Annotated in this window: 12 protein-coding genes and 1 pseudogene; 9 read left to right on the top strand and 4 right to left on the bottom strand. The window is 64.8% G+C overall.

Annotation, left to right across the window (positions count from 1 at the left end; all coding sequences use genetic code 11):
* Positions 1 to 41: 41 nt before the first annotated feature.
* Positions 42 to 1,886 carry a cation:proton antiporter gene (locus tag AB5S05_RS04015; RefSeq protein WP_369286166.1) on the bottom strand — a complete coding sequence of 615 codons (1,845 nt, stop codon included), beginning with the start codon at positions 1,884 to 1,886 and terminating at the stop codon, positions 42 to 44.
* 80 nt (positions 1,887 to 1,966) lie between these two features.
* On the opposite strand from AB5S05_RS04015, the gene xerD reads away from it, so the two are divergent.
* The 4 genes from xerD to thrC all read left to right on the top strand — a co-directional run bounded on the left by xerD (position 1,967) and on the right by thrC (position 6,638).
* A complete protein-coding gene (gene xerD, locus AB5S05_RS04010; RefSeq protein WP_369286165.1) occupies positions 1,967 to 2,863 on the top strand; it encodes a site-specific tyrosine recombinase XerD in 897 nt (298 codons plus the stop codon).
* 94 nt (positions 2,864 to 2,957) lie between these two features.
* Entirely contained in the window at positions 2,958 to 3,686 is a 729-nt protein-coding gene (locus AB5S05_RS04005) for a thioredoxin fold domain-containing protein (RefSeq protein WP_369286164.1), read from the top strand.
* 113 nt (positions 3,687 to 3,799) lie between these two features.
* Entirely contained in the window at positions 3,800 to 5,104 is a 1,305-nt protein-coding gene (locus tag AB5S05_RS04000; RefSeq protein ID WP_369286163.1) for a homoserine dehydrogenase, read from the top strand.
* Positions 5,105 to 5,183: 79 nt separating this feature from the next.
* Positions 5,184 to 6,638, top strand: coding sequence for a threonine synthase (thrC, locus tag AB5S05_RS03995; protein WP_369286162.1), 1,455 nt, complete (start codon positions 5,184 to 5,186; stop codon positions 6,636 to 6,638).
* An 82-nt stretch (positions 6,639 to 6,720) separates the two neighbouring features.
* On the opposite strand, the gene AB5S05_RS03990 is transcribed toward thrC, so the two are convergent.
* Positions 6,721 to 6,984: a hypothetical protein gene (locus tag AB5S05_RS03990; protein ID WP_369286161.1), complete on the bottom strand. Its 264-nt coding sequence runs from the start codon at positions 6,982 to 6,984 to the stop codon at positions 6,721 to 6,723.
* Between the two features lie 53 nt (positions 6,985 to 7,037).
* A pseudogene (locus tag AB5S05_RS03985) lies at positions 7,038 to 7,268 on the bottom strand (CoA transferase); the annotation flags it as partial.
* Between the two features lie 337 nt (positions 7,269 to 7,605).
* Between AB5S05_RS03985 and AB5S05_RS03980 the strand changes: the two are divergent.
* A complete protein-coding gene (locus AB5S05_RS03980; RefSeq protein ID WP_369286160.1) occupies positions 7,606 to 8,340 on the top strand; it encodes a substrate-binding periplasmic protein in 735 nt (244 codons plus the stop codon).
* A 24-nt stretch (positions 8,341 to 8,364) separates the two neighbouring features.
* Here AB5S05_RS03980 and AB5S05_RS03975 read toward each other — a convergent pair whose 3' ends face one another.
* Complete coding sequence (locus AB5S05_RS03975; RefSeq protein ID WP_369286159.1) at positions 8,365 to 9,561, bottom strand: CaiB/BaiF CoA transferase family protein; 1,197 nt, start codon at positions 9,559 to 9,561, stop codon at positions 8,365 to 8,367.
* 269 nt (positions 9,562 to 9,830) lie between these two features.
* Here AB5S05_RS03975 and bacA point away from each other — a divergent pair, with 269 nt between their 5' ends.
* The 4 genes from bacA to AB5S05_RS03955 are packed head-to-tail and all read left to right on the top strand — an operon-like array spanning position 9,831 to position 13,963.
* Positions 9,831 to 10,451 carry a biofilm formation regulator BacA gene (bacA, locus tag AB5S05_RS03970; protein ID WP_369286158.1) on the top strand — a complete coding sequence of 207 codons (621 nt, stop codon included), beginning with the start codon at positions 9,831 to 9,833 and terminating at the stop codon, positions 10,449 to 10,451.
* A gap of 12 nt (positions 10,452 to 10,463) precedes the next feature.
* Complete coding sequence (locus AB5S05_RS03965) at positions 10,464 to 11,159, top strand: PspA/IM30 family protein (protein ID WP_369286157.1); 696 nt, start codon at positions 10,464 to 10,466, stop codon at positions 11,157 to 11,159.
* Positions 11,160 to 11,218: 59 nt separating this feature from the next.
* A complete protein-coding gene (locus AB5S05_RS03960; protein ID WP_369286155.1) occupies positions 11,219 to 11,857 on the top strand; it encodes a hypothetical protein in 639 nt (212 codons plus the stop codon).
* A 39-nt stretch (positions 11,858 to 11,896) separates the two neighbouring features.
* Entirely contained in the window at positions 11,897 to 13,963 is a 2,067-nt protein-coding gene (locus AB5S05_RS03955; protein WP_369286154.1) for a hypothetical protein, read from the top strand.
* Positions 13,964 to 13,985: the final 22 nt, after the last annotated feature.

Raw genomic sequence — 13,985 nt, 5'->3', positions numbered from 1 at the left:
TGGCAGGGGGCAGGCGGCCGCGCAGAATCGATGCGAGCGGCTCAGCCCGTAGCCTTGGCCTTCTCGTCCGGGCGTGCGTCGGCCTGCTGGGGCTGCGGCTCGATCAGGGCTACCAGGGTCCAGCCGGTCTGCGGTAGCAGGGCGCTCTGCGGCGTCACCACGTGTATCCGGCCTTCGCGGTCGCGGGCGAACAGCAGGGTGGCGCGCGAGCCGTGCAGGGCCTGGTAGTCGCTCCAGGCAAAGTTGTCGGTCAGGGTGGTGGTGTACAGTTCGGCTCCCTGGGCGAGGCGGCTGGCGGCCTGCGGGTAGGTCAGCGGCTGGTTGCCCAGGGCGCGGCCGCGGTGCTCGTCGCTGGCGCGATGCTTGTCGCTGCGCCTGCTTTCCTGGCCACTGGCCAGGCTGAACAGGCAGTGCGCACCGAACTCGTGGCGAAAGCGCATGCTGGCCAGGGTGTTCAGTTCGCCGGCCGGCGACAGGGCCAGCAGATGGCCGATGCCGACCAGGTCCAGGTGCGCTTCGGCATGCTGCGAGGCGGGGTTGCCGAAATAGGTCGGCAGCTGGGCCATGCGTGCGGCGCGGATGTTCTCCCAGCTGGAGTCGGTTAGCAGCACGCGGCTGCCCAGTTGCTGCAGGGCCTGGCCAATGGCCCGGGCGACCGGGTTGGCGCCGACGATGAGGAAGCCGCTGGGGGCGGGCTCGGCGACTCCTAGCAGGCGCGCCAGTGGGCGCGCGGTGGCGCTCTGCAGGACCACGGTGCCGATAATCACGGCGAAGGTCAGGGGCACCAGCAATTCGGCGCCCGCATAGCCGGCTTCGCCCAGGCGGATGGCGAAGATCGCCGACACCGCCGCGGCCACGATGCCCCTCGGCGATATCCAGGCGAGCAGGGCGCGTTCGCGCCAGTTGAGGCTGGAGCCCAGGGTCGACAGCGCCACGTTGAGTGGCCGGGCGATGAACTGGATCACTGCCAGCAGCAGCAAGACGGCCGGACCCAGGGCGAGCAGGGCGGAAAGGTCGAGGCGGGCGGCGAGGAGGATGAACAGCCCGGAGATCAACAGCACGCTGAGGTTCTCCTTGAAGTGCAGGATATGCCGCACGTCCACGCCCTTCATGTTGGCCAGCCACATGCCCATCAGGGTCACCGCCAGTAGGCCGGACTCGTGCATGACCTGGTTGGCGGCGATGAAGATGCCGAGCACCGTGGCCAGCACCGCCAGGTTGTGCAGGTAGTCGGGCAGCCACTGGCGGCGCAGCACCTGGCCCAGGGTCCAGCCCCCGGCGGCGCCGAACAGGCCGCCGCAGAGAATCACCCCGGCGAAGGTTGCCAGGCTGTGTTGCCAGCCCTGGCCGTCGGCGCTGCTGATGATGAAGCTGAACATCACCACCGCGAGCAGGGCGCCGATCGGGTCGATGACGATGCCTTCCCAGCGCAGGATGTTCGCCACCGAGGCTTTCGGGCGGACCACGCGCAGCATCGGCACTATCACCGTCGGGCCGGTGACCAGGGTCAGGGTGCCGAACAGCAGGGCCATTTCCCAGGCGAAGCCGAGCAGGTAGTGGGTGGTGACGGCGATGGTGCCCCAGGTGGCCAGGGCGCCGACCGTCACCATGCGCCTGACCACGCTGCCGATCTCGCGCCACTCGGAAAGGTGCAGGGTCAGGCTGCCCTCGAACAGGATCAGTGCCACCGCCATCGACACCATGGGAAACAGCAAGGGGCCGAACAGCGCCTGCGGGTCCAGCCAGCCGAACACCGGCCCGGCCAGGATGCCGCAGACCAGCAGCGGCAGAATCGCCGGCAGGCGCGAGCGCCACGCCAGCCACTGGCAGATCAGGGCGCTGGCGCCGATCGCGGCGAACGCGAGGAGGATGTACTGCTCGTTCATCAAGAGTCCTGATGGTGACTGGCCCTGTCTGGCCGGGATGTGGAATGCTAGCCTGCTTTCAACCCTCGCCATAGGTCCCCATGCCGGCCACCGACCACCCCCTGATCGACCGTTTCCTCGAAGCCCTATGGCTGGAGAGGGGGCTGTCCGAGCACACGCGTGCGGCTTATCGCAGCGACCTGACGCATTTCCATGGCTGGCTGCAGGCGCGCGAGGTGGCCCTCGACCGGGCCGGGCGCGAGCTGATCCTCGATCACCTGGCCTGGCGCCTGAATCAGGGCTTCAAGGCGCGCTCCACCGCGCGCTTCATCTCCGGCCTGCGCGGCTTCTATCGGTTTCTTCTGCGCGAGGGGCTGATTGCCTGCGACCCGACCCTGCAGGTCGATTTGCCGCAACTGGGGCGGCCCCTGCCCAAGTCCCTGTCGGAGGCCGATGTCGAGGCGCTGCTGGCGGCCCCGGAGCTGGAAGATCCGATCGGCCTGCGTGACCGCGCCATGCTCGAGGTGCTCTATGCCTGCGGGCTGCGGGTGAGCGAACTGGTTGCGCTCACCCTGGAACAGGTCAATCTGCGTCAGGGCGTGCTGCGGGTCTTCGGCAAGGGCAGCAAGGAGCGCCTGGTGCCCCTGGGTGAAGAGGCCATGCTGTGGCTCGAGCGTTATGCCCGGGAAGCGCGACCCGCCTTGCTTGGCGGCAAGCCCAGTGACGTGCTTTTTCCCAGTTTGCGCGGCGAGCAAATGACCCGGCAGACCTTCTGGCACCGGATCAAGCAGCAGGCGCGGGTCGCCGGCATCGCCAAGCCATTGTCGCCGCATACCCTGCGCCATGCCTTCGCCACTCATCTGCTCAACCACGGCGCCGACTTGCGTGTGGTGCAGATGCTGTTGGGGCACAGCAACCTGTCGACCACGCAGATCTATACCTACGTTGCCCGGGCACGTCTGCAGCAACTGCATGCCGAACACCACCCGCGCGGCTGAGATGGCCGTCCGACCTGCTGTGGTCCGCCACGCCGGGCTTCTATGGTAGTCTGCCGCTCATATTTATCAGTCCATCGCTCGATTAGGAGACACCATGCACCTGACCCGCATTTTCGCGGCCATGGCCCTTGGCCTCGCCAGCAACCTGAGTCTGGCGGCCGATCCCGATCAGGCGATCCGCCAGATGCTGCAGTCGATCCAGCCCGGCATGCAGATCGAAGCCATCGCCGAGAGCCCGATGTCCGGTTTGTATCAGGTTCAACTCCAGGGTGGCCGCCAGCTGTATGCCAGCGCCGACGGCCAGTTCGTCCTGCAGGGCTATCTGTTCCAGGTCAAGGATGGCCAGGCGATCAACCTCACCGAGCAGCATGAAACCCGCGCCATCGCCAAGACCATCAACGCCATCCCGACCTCGGAGATGGTGGTGTTCGCGCCTGAGGCGCCGAAGACCCACATCACCGTGTTCACCGACACCGACTGCGGTTACTGTCAGAAGCTGCACAGCGAAGTGCCGGAACTCAACCGTCTGGGCGTCGAGGTGCGCTACGTCGCCTTCCCGCGTCAGGGATTGCAGAGTCCGGCCTACAAGGAGCTGGTCAGCGTCTGGTGCGCCAAGGACCGCCAGGCGGCGATGAACCTGGCCAAGACCCGTCAGGAAGTGCCGGTTGCCGAATGCGATAACCCGGTGGCCAAGCAGTACGCCCTGGGTCAGATGATCGGCGTCTCTGGCACCCCGGCGATCGTTCTGGCCAACGGCAAGCTGATTCCCGGCTACCAGCCGGCGCCGCAGTTGTCCAAGCTGGCGCTCGACGCCGGCCAGTAGTCGCCGGGCTCGGCTCGATTGACTAATAAACAGCCGCTTCGTAATGTGCGGCTCTTTTTCTGCGGCCGGAGCTTGCTCCGGCCGCTTTATGCAGTGCAGATGGGGAGTTCAGTGTGAAACCGGTCAAAGTAGGCATCTGTGGGCTGGGTACCGTCGGTGGCGGTACCTTCAACGTGCTCAAGCGCAACGCCGCGGAAATCGCGCGGCGCGCCGGGCGTGATATCGAGGTGGCGCAGATTGCGCTGCGTTCGCAGAACCCGCAGTGCGACATTACCGGTACCCCCATTACCCACGATGTCTTCGAGCTGGTCGGCAACCCCGAGATCGATATCGTCATCGAGCTGATCGGTGGCTACACCCTGGCCCGCGATCTGGTGCTCAAGGCCATCGACAACGGCAAGCACGTGGTCACCGCCAACAAGGCGCTGATCGCCGTGCACGGCAACGAGATCTTCGCCCGCGCCCGCGAGAAAGGCGTGATAGTCGCCTTCGAAGCGGCGGTGGCCGGCGGCATCCCGGTGATCAAGGCGATCCGCGAGGGCCTGGCGGCCAACCAGATCAACTGGCTGGCCGGGATCATCAACGGCACCGGCAACTTCATCCTCAGCGAGATGCGCGAGAAAGGCCGTGCCTTCGAGGACGTGCTCAAGGAGGCCCAGGCGCTCGGCTATGCCGAGGCCGACCCGACCTTCGATGTCGAAGGCATCGATGCCGCGCACAAGCTGACCATCCTGGCGTCCATCGCCTTCGGCATCCCGCTGCAGTTCGACAAGGCCTACACCGAGGGCATCACTCAGCTGACCACCGCCGACGTGGGCTATGCCGAGGCCCTGGGTTATCGCATCAAGCACCTGGGCGTAGCCCGGCGCACCGACGCCGGCATCGAGCTGCGGGTGCACCCGACGCTGATCCCGGACGACCGCCTGATCGCCAACGTCAACGGGGTGATGAACGCGGTGATGGTCAACGGCGATGCCGCAGGCAGTACCCTGTATTACGGCGCCGGCGCCGGCATGGAGCCGACCGCCTCCTCGGTGATCGCCGACCTGGTCGACGTGGTCCGCGCCCTGACCACCGACCCGACCAATCGCGTGCCGCACCTGGCCTTCCAGCCGGATTCGCTGTCGGACCACCCGATCCTGCCGATCGGTGCCTGCGAGAGCGCCTACTACCTGCGCATCCAGGCCAAGGATCATCCCGGTGTGCTGGCCCAGGTGGCGAGCATCCTGTCGGCGCGCGGCATCAATATCGAGTCGATCATGCAGAAGGAAGTCGAGGAGCATGACGGCCTGGTGCCCATGATCCTGGTCACCCATCGGGTGGTCGAGGCGCGTATCAACGAGGCGATCGATGCCCTCGAGGCCCTGGATGACGTGGTCGGCAAGGTCATGCGCATCCGCGTGGAACAATTGAACTAACCCGTTTCCGGCCGCCGGCGCAGCAGGCGCGGCGGCCCCAAGCCCGTAGCTTGCAGCTCGAACCTAAGGTTTGCCCAACATGCGCTATATCAGTACCCGCGGCCAGGCACCGGCCCTGAATTTTGAAGACGTACTGCTGGCCGGCCTGGCCAGCGACGGCGGCCTCTACGTGCCGGAGAACCTGCCACGCTTCACCGTCGAGGAGATCGCTTCCTGGGCCGGTTTGCCCTACCACGAGCTGGCCTTCCGGGTGATGCGTCCGTTCGTCAGCGGCAGCATCCCGGATGCCGACTTCAAGAAGATCCTCGAGGAAACCTATGCGGCCGGTCCAGGTGCGGCCGGCCCAGGTGCGGCCGGCTCGGATGGCGTGTTCGCCCACAACGCCGTCGCGCCGCTGCGCCAGCTGAACGGCAACGAGTGGGTCATGGAGCTGTTCCACGGCCCGACCCTGGCGTTCAAGGACTTCGCCCTGCAGCTGCTCGGTCGCCTGCTCGACTACGTGCTGGCCAAGCGCAACGAACGCGTGGTGATCATGGGCGCCACCAGCGGCGACACCGGTTCGGCGGCCATCGAAGGCTGCAAGGCCTGCGACAACGTCGATATCTTCATCATGCACCCGCACAACCGGGTGTCCGAGGTGCAGCGCCGGCAGATGACCACCATCCTCGGCGACAACATCCACAACATCGCCATCGAGGGCAACTTCGACGACTGCCAGGAGATGGTCAAGGCCAGCTTCGCCGACCAGGGCTTCCTCAAGGGCACCCGCCTGGTGGCGGTCAACTCGATCAACTGGGCGCGGATCATGGCCCAGATCGTCTACTACTTCCACGCCGCCCTGCAGCTGGGCGGCCCGGCGCGTTCCATCGCGTTCTCGGTGCCGACCGGCAACTTCGGCGACATCTTCGCCGGTTACCTGGCGCGCAACATGGGGCTGCCGATCAGCCAGCTGGTGGTCGCCACCAACCGCAACGACATCCTCCATCGCTTCATGAGCGGCAACCAGTACGTCAAGGACACCTTGCACCCGACCCTGTCGCCGTCCATGGACATCATGGTCTCGTCGAACTTCGAGCGCTTGCTGTTCGACCTGCACGGGCGCAACGGCGCCGCCATCGCCAGCCTGATGGAGACCTTCAAGCAGGGCGGCGGCTTCAGCGTCGAAGAGGATCGCTGGACCGAGGCGCGCAAGCTGTTCGATTCCCTGGCGGTGGACGATGAGGCGACCTGCCAGACCATCGCCGAGGTGTTCCATGAGTGCGGCGAGCTGCTCGACCCGCACACCGCCATCGGCGTGCGCGCCGCTCGCGAGTGCCGCCGTAGCCTTGCCACGCCCATGGTGATCCTGGGTACCGCGCACCCGGTGAAGTTCCCCGAGGCGGTGGAGAAGGCCGGTGTCGGCCAGGCCCCGGCGCTGCCGGCGCACCTGGCCGACCTGTTCGAGCGCGAAGAGCGCTGCACGGTGCTGGCCAACGAGCTGAAGACCGTACAGAACTTCGTCACCGAGCACGGCAACCGCGGCAAGCCGCTGTAACGGCGGCGCCGCGCAGAAGAAGGCCGGTTACCGCAAGGTGCCGGCTTTTTTTCATGGGCTTGAAAGATCGGCTGGCATGGCTTCAGCCGATCAGCAGCAGATAGACCAGTACCATCATGGCGATCAGTGCCAGCCAGATCAGCGCATTGAGTTTGCTGGAAATCACCACCCCGGGGCCGCGCAAGGGCACCGGCGGGTTGGCTTCCTGGTAGCGATCTATCCGCTGTGCGGCTTGCTCGGCACTGAGGCCCTGGCGCTGCTGCAGCAGCTCGATGGCGGCCCGGCGCCCGTTCTGGCGCAAGGCCAGGAGGACTTCCTGGGGCAGGGGTGGTTCGTCGGGCTTCATGGGCGAGGACCTGCTTGGTTCAGATGGCGCCGGCGCTGTTCGGCTATCGCCTCTTAGTCATAGCCTAGCCCAGCGAGCAGTCCGTTCGTGTACTCGCCCGGTTCGGGCCCGATCCACTGAGTCGATCTGGGTGTCTCCGAGAGCTTGGGCACTATGCCGGGCAACTTGAACAGCCTGCCGCCCGGCCGCTTGGCGTTCAAGAACATCTCGCGGGCGAGAAGCTGCGGGTCGGCGAGCATCTCGGCGGCCGAGCAGATGCGGTGGGCCGGTACTGCGGACTCGGCAAAACTCGAGCCTAGTACTCCGCGCTTGCCGTCGTTCTTTTCCAAGCATTCGGAGGCTATGCTGCCGCTATTGCCTCGGCGTGCAGAGGGGCTATGGCAGATGGGCCCAGTGCTCTGCAGCTCGAGGGGCCGACGGCCTTGGTGAGAGGATAAGAGGCGCAGGCGATCGAAATGCTGTGCGAAGCAACAAGCACGGAGTTGTGGGGCTAGGGAGGCGATGCAAGTCTGCGGACCACGTAGCACACAAGCATCCGCTGCCGTGGTGCAGGAAGCCGGGGTGTTCGTTTGTCCCGAGTTGAGCAGGACGTTGTTGAGGGGGCGTGTCGAGGGTGTGGTGATGAAGTGGCTGGTCAAGGCGGTTGTACTCTGCTGTGTTGCGTGCTTCTGGTCAGGGGGCTATGCGGCCACCTTTGCAGTGGGCTTCTACAACTATCCGCCGATGATGATCGAGGAAGGCCGGCAAGGTATTTATCAGGACATCTTCGATGAACTGGCCAGGCTCACCGGCGACCGCTTCGACATCCAGTACTACCCCTATCCGCGGATCGGCTTGTTGTTCGAGGCGGGGATGCTGGATATCGAGCCGGGCGTCTATCCGGGCTGGGTGCGCAATCGGCCGATACCCGGGCTGTTTTCGGTGCCGTTCGGCGAGGTCGTCGACGTCATGGCGTTCGCGCCGGGCAAGGCGTTCCCGGTGCAGGAACCCGAAGACTTGCGCGGCAAGTCGGTGGGGCTGGTGCGGGGGTATGCCTACCCCGATCTGGCGCCGCTGATCGCGGCCGGCCAGATCGACCGGCGTAACGCATTGAACGAGGCGCAGTTGCTGGAGATGCTGGTGAGGCAGCGCTTCGACCAGATCGTGATCAATAAGGCCGTGGTGCAGTACAGCGTGCTCAAGAAGCCGAAGTACCACTCTCTGGAAATCGGCGACGTCATGAGTACCTTCGATGTCAGCATGCGGGTTCATCCCGAGCATGAGGCCTGGCTGCCCAAGCTGGATGCGGCAATCCTGGAGCTCAAGCGGCAGGGCCTCATCGAGAAAATCTACGCCAAGTACGGCGTATCTCTTTAAGCGCCAGGCGGCGCATTGGCATTGTCAGATCGCGCCCTCGCTGCGCAGGGTGGTGATCTGGTCGGCGCTGTAACCAAGGCCGGTCAATATCTGCACGTTATGCTCGCCCAGTTCGGGGCCGATCCACTGCGCCGAGCCAGGGGTCTCCGAGAGCTTGGGCACGATGCCGGGCATCTTGAACGGCTTGCCGTCGGGCAGCTTGGCACTGAGGAACATCTCCCGGGCCAGGTACTGCGGGTCGCCGAGCATGTCGGCGGCCGAATAGATGCGGCTGGCCGGCACCTCGGCCTGGCTCAGGGTCGCCAGCACCTGCTCCAGTGGCAGCGAGCCGACCCAGCGGTCGATCACCCCGTAGAGTTCGTCGCGGCGGGCGTCGCGCCCGTCGTTGCTGGCAAGTGTCGGATCCTCGGCCAGGTCCTGGCGATCGATCGCCTGCATGAAGCGCTTGAAGATGGCATCGCCGTTGGCGCCGATCTGCACGTGCTTGCCATCGCTGCTGGTGTGGATCGAGGAGGGGGTGATGCCGGGCATGATGTTGCCGCTGCGCTCGCGGATGAAGCCGAACACGTCGAACTCCGGCACCATCGACTCCATCATGGCGAACACCGCCTCGTACAGCGCCACGTCGACCACCTGGCCCTGGCCGCCGTTGACCTCGCGGTGACGCAGGGCCATGAGCGCGCCTATCACCCCCCAGAGGGCGGCGATGGAGTCGCCGATGCTGATGCCGGTGCGCACCGGCGGGCGATCCTCGAAGCCGGTGATATAGCGCAGCCCGCCCATGGATTCGCCGACCGCGCCGAAGCCTGGCTGGTCCTTCAGGGGGCCGCTCTGGCCGAAGCCGGACAGGCGCACCATCACCAGCTTGGGATTAAGCGCATGCAGGGTCTCCCAGCCGAAGCCGAGCTTCTCCAGCACCCCGGGGCGGAAGTTCTCGATCAGGATGTCGGCGTCCGTCAGCAGCTTGCGCAACACCTCGCGGCCCTGCTCGTGCTTGAGGTTGAGGGTCAGCGACTGCTTGTTGCGCGCCTGCACGAACCACCACAGCGAGGTGCCCTCGTACAGCTTGCGCCACTTGCGCAGCGGGTCGCCGCCATCGGGCGACTCGACCTTGATCACCTCGGCGCCGAATTCGGCGCAGATGCGCGCGGCGAAGGGGCCGGCGATCAGGCTGCCGAGTTCGATCACTTTCAGGCCGGTGAGGGGTTTGCTGGCGGACATGACGGCTCCTCTGTGGACTTGCAATGGGGATGGCGCTTTTGTGTCTTGGATCGGCAGAGTATCTGCGGTTAAATCCTTGGGCGAAAGGATGCGCGTATTTCCCCCCCCTCGGGTTTGGATGACTTCCCGCCTGCTGTTCGCCTTCTTTCTCTCTCTGTCTATGGCTGCCCTGTTGCAGGGTATGGTCTTGCGCCTGTCTCAGGCGCGCGCTCAAAAATATTACATGTGATCTATTGATTCATTACATGTGAGCGTCTAGTCTGCCCATCATGGAAAGCAAATCATCAGCCCACTATCAGCGTCTTTTCCGTCAGCGCCTGCGCGAGCAGGGGTTGGTGAAGAAGGAGGTCTGGATACTGCCCGAGCACGCTGCGTCGCTTGCGGCGTTCGAGCGCAAACTGCGCCAGCCCAATTCGAGGCTGGACTCTGTGGAGAAGGAGGGGGGTATGAGCATGCCTCAAGTATGGAATGCGCAAGCGCTGTTCGATGCGCTGGCCGCGACTGAGTTGTTCAAGGATGGGCGAGCGGCGATCGAGCTGATCCAGGGGGCCGACGCCAGTCTGCATATCACCATGGGTGAGTACGGCGATCTGCCGCTGTTCATGGCGGTGGTGGGTGAGCAGATCATTGTCGAGGCGCTGCTTTGGCCGGCCAGCGATGTGCGCGATGTGGCGGCTTTCAATGAAGAAGTGCTGCGCAGCCACAAGCTGTTTCCACTGTCTTGCATCGGCCTGGAGAAGCTGCCGGATGGACAGGACTGCTACACCATGTTCGGCGCGCTGAGTGCGACCTCGATCCTTTCCAATGTGGTGCTGGAGATCGAGCTGCTGGCGGACAACGTGATCAAGGCCACCGAAGCCTATGAAGGTTTTCTCAAGGCTGCCGCCTAAGGAGGAGTTGTCATGAATGTATGGAGCAAGTTGCTGACCGCACTGCGTGGTGGTGCCAACGAGATGGGGGAGGCCGTGGTGGACGGTCAGGCCCTGCGTATTCTCGATCAGGAAATCCGTGACGCCGACTTGGAGTTGCGCAAGTCCAAGGAGGCCTTGGCCGAGATCATGGCCAAGCAGAAGCTGGCCGCCGAGCGTGCCGGCAGGAGCGCGGCCAAGGTTGCCGAGTACGAACAGTATGCCCTCAAGGCTCTGGAGGCCGGCAACGAGGAGCTGGCCCGCGAAGTGGCGGTGAAGATTGCCCATCTCGAGGTCGAACAGGCCAGTGAGCGCGAGCAGGCCGATGCCTACACGGCCAGCGTGGCTCAGCTGCGCAAGGCTGTGAGCCAGGCCGAGGCCAATATCAAGCGCCTGAAACAACAGGTGGATACGGTCAAGGCCACCGAGAGCGTGCAGAAGGCGCAGATGGCCGTGGCCCATCGCTACGGAGGCTCCCAGGCCAAGCTGCACACGGCGGTGGAGTCGCTGGAGCGGATCAAGCAACGACAGGCCGAGCGTGCGGCGAAGATGGAGGCGACCGCCGAGCTGGCCGAGGAGGCCGGCTCCGAGGATTCGCTGCAGAGCAAGCTGCGCGCCGCCGGTATTGTCGCCGCTGACTCCGGTGCCGACAGCGTGTTGGCGCGCCTCAAGGACAAAGCCAAGTCCTGATCGCGCGGGTGCAGGCGGAGCCTTCGGGCTCCGCCTCTTGATTCAGGGATAGGAACGCCATGGAAAACTTCCTGCTCACCGCTTTTGCCTTCCCCACCGTCATCTTCAGCTTCCTGCTGTGTGTGGCGGTGCTGTACTGGTGCGTCGCCGCACTGGGCATTTTCGAGGTCGACCTGCTCGACATCGAGGCCGACTCCGCCCTGGACTCGGTGCAGCCCGAAGGGCTGGCCGGGCTGCTGCTCAAGCTCGGCCTGAACGGCGTGCCGGTGACCCTGGTGCTGACCCTGTTGTTCTTCTTCGCCTGGACGGCCAGCTACTTCGTCGAGCTGCTGCTGTTGCGCTATTTGCCGCTGGGCGTCCTGCGCTATCCACTGGGATTGCTCGTGGCATTCGCCGCGCTGGTGGTCGCGGTTCCGCTAAGCGCGGCGCTGTGTCGGCCGCTGCGACCGTTGTTCCGCAAGCTGGAGGCTACCACCAGCAAATCGGTGCTGGGGCAGACCGCCGTGGTGCGCAGTGGTCGAGTCAGCCTCAGGCATGGCGAGGCGGTGCTGGAGGACGGTGGCGCGGGTCTGATCCTGCGCGTGCGTGCCGATGAGGCACGAGGTTTCAAACGCGGCGACCGCGTCGTGTTGCTGGAATATCTGGATGGCGAACACGCCTACCGGGTCATTACCGAGGACGAGTTCAAAGGATTGTAAGCCGACGAACTTCCTCAGAATCAAAGGAGATTGATTGCAATGAGCCTCGAAATGGTGATGCCGTTCCTGATGGGCGTCGGTATTTTCTTCCTGCTGATATTCGGCTTTTTCGTGCTGTTCAAGGCCTTCTACATCAAGGTCCCGCAGGGCACGGCACTGATCGTCAACGACATGTCCTCGACGCCCAAGGTGCATTTCACCGGCGCCCTGGTTTACCCGGTGATCTACCTCAAGGAGTTCATGCGTATCTCGCTGATCACCCTGGAAGTGGATCGTCGCGCCAAGGATGGCCTGATCTGCAAAGACAACATGCGCGCCGACATCACCGTGGCCTTCTACCTGCGCGTCAATGAGACCCAGGAAGACGTGCTCAAGGTGGCCAAGGCCATCGGTGTCGACCGTGCTTCCGACCGTGCCGCGGTGGATGAGCTGTTCAACGCCAAGTTCTCCGAGGCGCTGAAGACCGTCGGCAAGCAGTTCGATTTCGTCCAGCTGTTCGAGAACCGCCAGGAGTTTCGCGACCGCATCGTCGAGGTGATCGGTAACGACCTCAACGGCTATGTGCTGGAAGACGTGGCCATCGACTACCTGGAGCAGACTTCCAAGGCTTCGCTCGATCCGAGCAACATCCTCGACGCCGAGGGTATCCGCAAGATCACCGAGCTGACCGCCGCGCAGAACGTCATCACCAATGATCTGGAGCGCAACGAAGAGCTGGCGATCAAGAAGAAGAACGTCGAAACCCGCGAGGCGACCCTGGCCCTCGAGCGCCAGCAGGCCGATGCCGAGGCGCGGCAGAAGCGCGAGATCGAGACCATCCGCGCCCGCGAGGAAGCCGAGACCCTCAAGGTCAAGGAAGAGGAGCGCCTGAAGGCCGAGCAGGCGCGCATCCAGACCCAGCAGGAACTGGATATCCGTGCCGAGAACCATCAGCGCGAAGTGGAAGTGGCGCAGCAGAACCGTCAGCGCGCCGTGGTCATCGAAGTGGAGAAAGTCACTCGAGCCAAGGACCTGGAGATCGTCTCCCGCGAGCGCGAGGTCGAGCTGCAGCGCATCGAGAAGGAAAAGGCCCTGGAGGAAGAGCGCAAGAACATCGCCGGGGTGATCCGCGAGCGCGTGGCGGTGGAAAAGACCGTGGCCCAGGAAGAAGAACGCATCAAGGAAGTACGCGAAGTCTCCGAAGCCGAGCGTGCCAAGCAGGTCATCGTCCTGCAGGCGCAGGCCGAGGCCGAGCAGGAGCTGGTGCGTCAGGTCAAGCAGGCGGAAGCCGACGAGACCCGCTCCAAGCACAAGGCCGTGGAAATCAACAACCTGGCCCAGGCCGAGCTGGAAGCGGCGGCCAAGCAGGCCGAGGCCAAGAAGAAGATGGCCGAAGGCATCGAGGCCGAGCGCGCGGCGCCTGGCCTGGCCGACGCCCGGGTGCTGGAAGTGACGGCCGCGGCGAAGGAGAAGGAAGGTCTGGCCGAAGCGCGTGTGCAGGCCGAGCAGCTGATTGCCGCGGCCAAGGGCGAGCAGGAGAAAGGCCTGGCCGAGGCGCGGGTCATCGAAGCCAAGGCCGCCGCCAAGGAGAAAGACGGCCTGGCCGAGGCCAAGGTGCTGGAAGAGAAGCTGGGCGCCCAGGCGCGTGGCGAGGAGCAGCTGGGCGTGGCCAAGGCCCGGGCGACCAAGGATCTGGGCTCGGCCGAGGCGGAGATCCTGCTGGAACGCCTGAACGCCGAAGCCGAAGGTCTGGGCAAGAAGTTCGGTGCCTTGGATGCGCTCAGCGACAGCGCACGTCAGCACGAAGAGTTCCGCATGCAGCTGGAGAAGAACTTCGAGGAAGCCATGGCGGCCATCGCGGCCAACAAGGACATCGCCAAGGATCAGGCCGAGGTGCTGTCCACCGCCCTGGCCAAGGCGAAGATCGAGATCGTCGGCGGCGAGGGCGATTTCTTCAACTCCTTCGCCAAATCGCTGTCGGTGGGCAAGGCCATCGAGGGTGTGGTCGGCAAGAGTCCGGTGGTGCAGGACGTGCTGTCCCGCCTGCTCAACGGCAAGTCCGCGGCAGCCTCGGTGCTGGCCGAGCACAAGCTCGATGGTGGCGAGGCGCCGGCTGCCGGGGCCTGACCCGCCTGGACGGCCCATGCGG

This window comes from Pseudomonas zhanjiangensis (genome assembly GCF_041027545.1).
GTDB classification, from domain to species: Bacteria; Pseudomonadota; Gammaproteobacteria; order Pseudomonadales; family Pseudomonadaceae; genus Aquipseudomonas; species Aquipseudomonas zhanjiangensis.
The sequence above is the reverse complement of the archived record's forward strand: the minus strand, read 5'-3'. Positions and strand labels throughout refer to the sequence as shown.

Bases quoted from the DNA above. Each gene is read 5' to 3' on its own strand.
- AB5S05_RS03955 (WP_369286154.1), top strand. From the start codon at position 11,897: ATGAGCCTCGAAATGGTGATGCCGTTCCTGATGGGCGTCGGTATTTTC.
- AB5S05_RS04005 (WP_369286164.1), top strand. From the start codon at position 2,958: ATGCACCTGACCCGCATTTTCGCGGCCATGGCCCTTGGCCTCGCCAGC.
- AB5S05_RS03980 (WP_369286160.1), top strand. From the start codon at position 7,606: ATGAAGTGGCTGGTCAAGGCGGTTGTACTCTGCTGTGTTGCGTGCTTC.
- thrC (WP_369286162.1), top strand. From the start codon at position 5,184: ATGCGCTATATCAGTACCCGCGGCCAGGCACCGGCCCTGAATTTTGAA.
- AB5S05_RS04015 (WP_369286166.1), bottom strand. From the start codon at position 1,886: ATGAACGAGCAGTACATCCTCCTCGCGTTCGCCGCGATCGGCGCCAGC.
- AB5S05_RS03965 (WP_369286157.1), top strand. From the start codon at position 10,464: ATGAATGTATGGAGCAAGTTGCTGACCGCACTGCGTGGTGGTGCCAAC.
- AB5S05_RS03990 (WP_369286161.1), bottom strand. From the start codon at position 6,984: ATGAAGCCCGACGAACCACCCCTGCCCCAGGAAGTCCTCCTGGCCTTG.
- AB5S05_RS03975 (WP_369286159.1), bottom strand. From the start codon at position 9,561: ATGTCCGCCAGCAAACCCCTCACCGGCCTGAAAGTGATCGAACTCGGC.
- bacA (WP_369286158.1), top strand. From the start codon at position 9,831: ATGGAAAGCAAATCATCAGCCCACTATCAGCGTCTTTTCCGTCAGCGC.
- AB5S05_RS03960 (WP_369286155.1), top strand. From the start codon at position 11,219: ATGGAAAACTTCCTGCTCACCGCTTTTGCCTTCCCCACCGTCATCTTC.
- xerD (WP_369286165.1), top strand. From the start codon at position 1,967: ATGCCGGCCACCGACCACCCCCTGATCGACCGTTTCCTCGAAGCCCTA.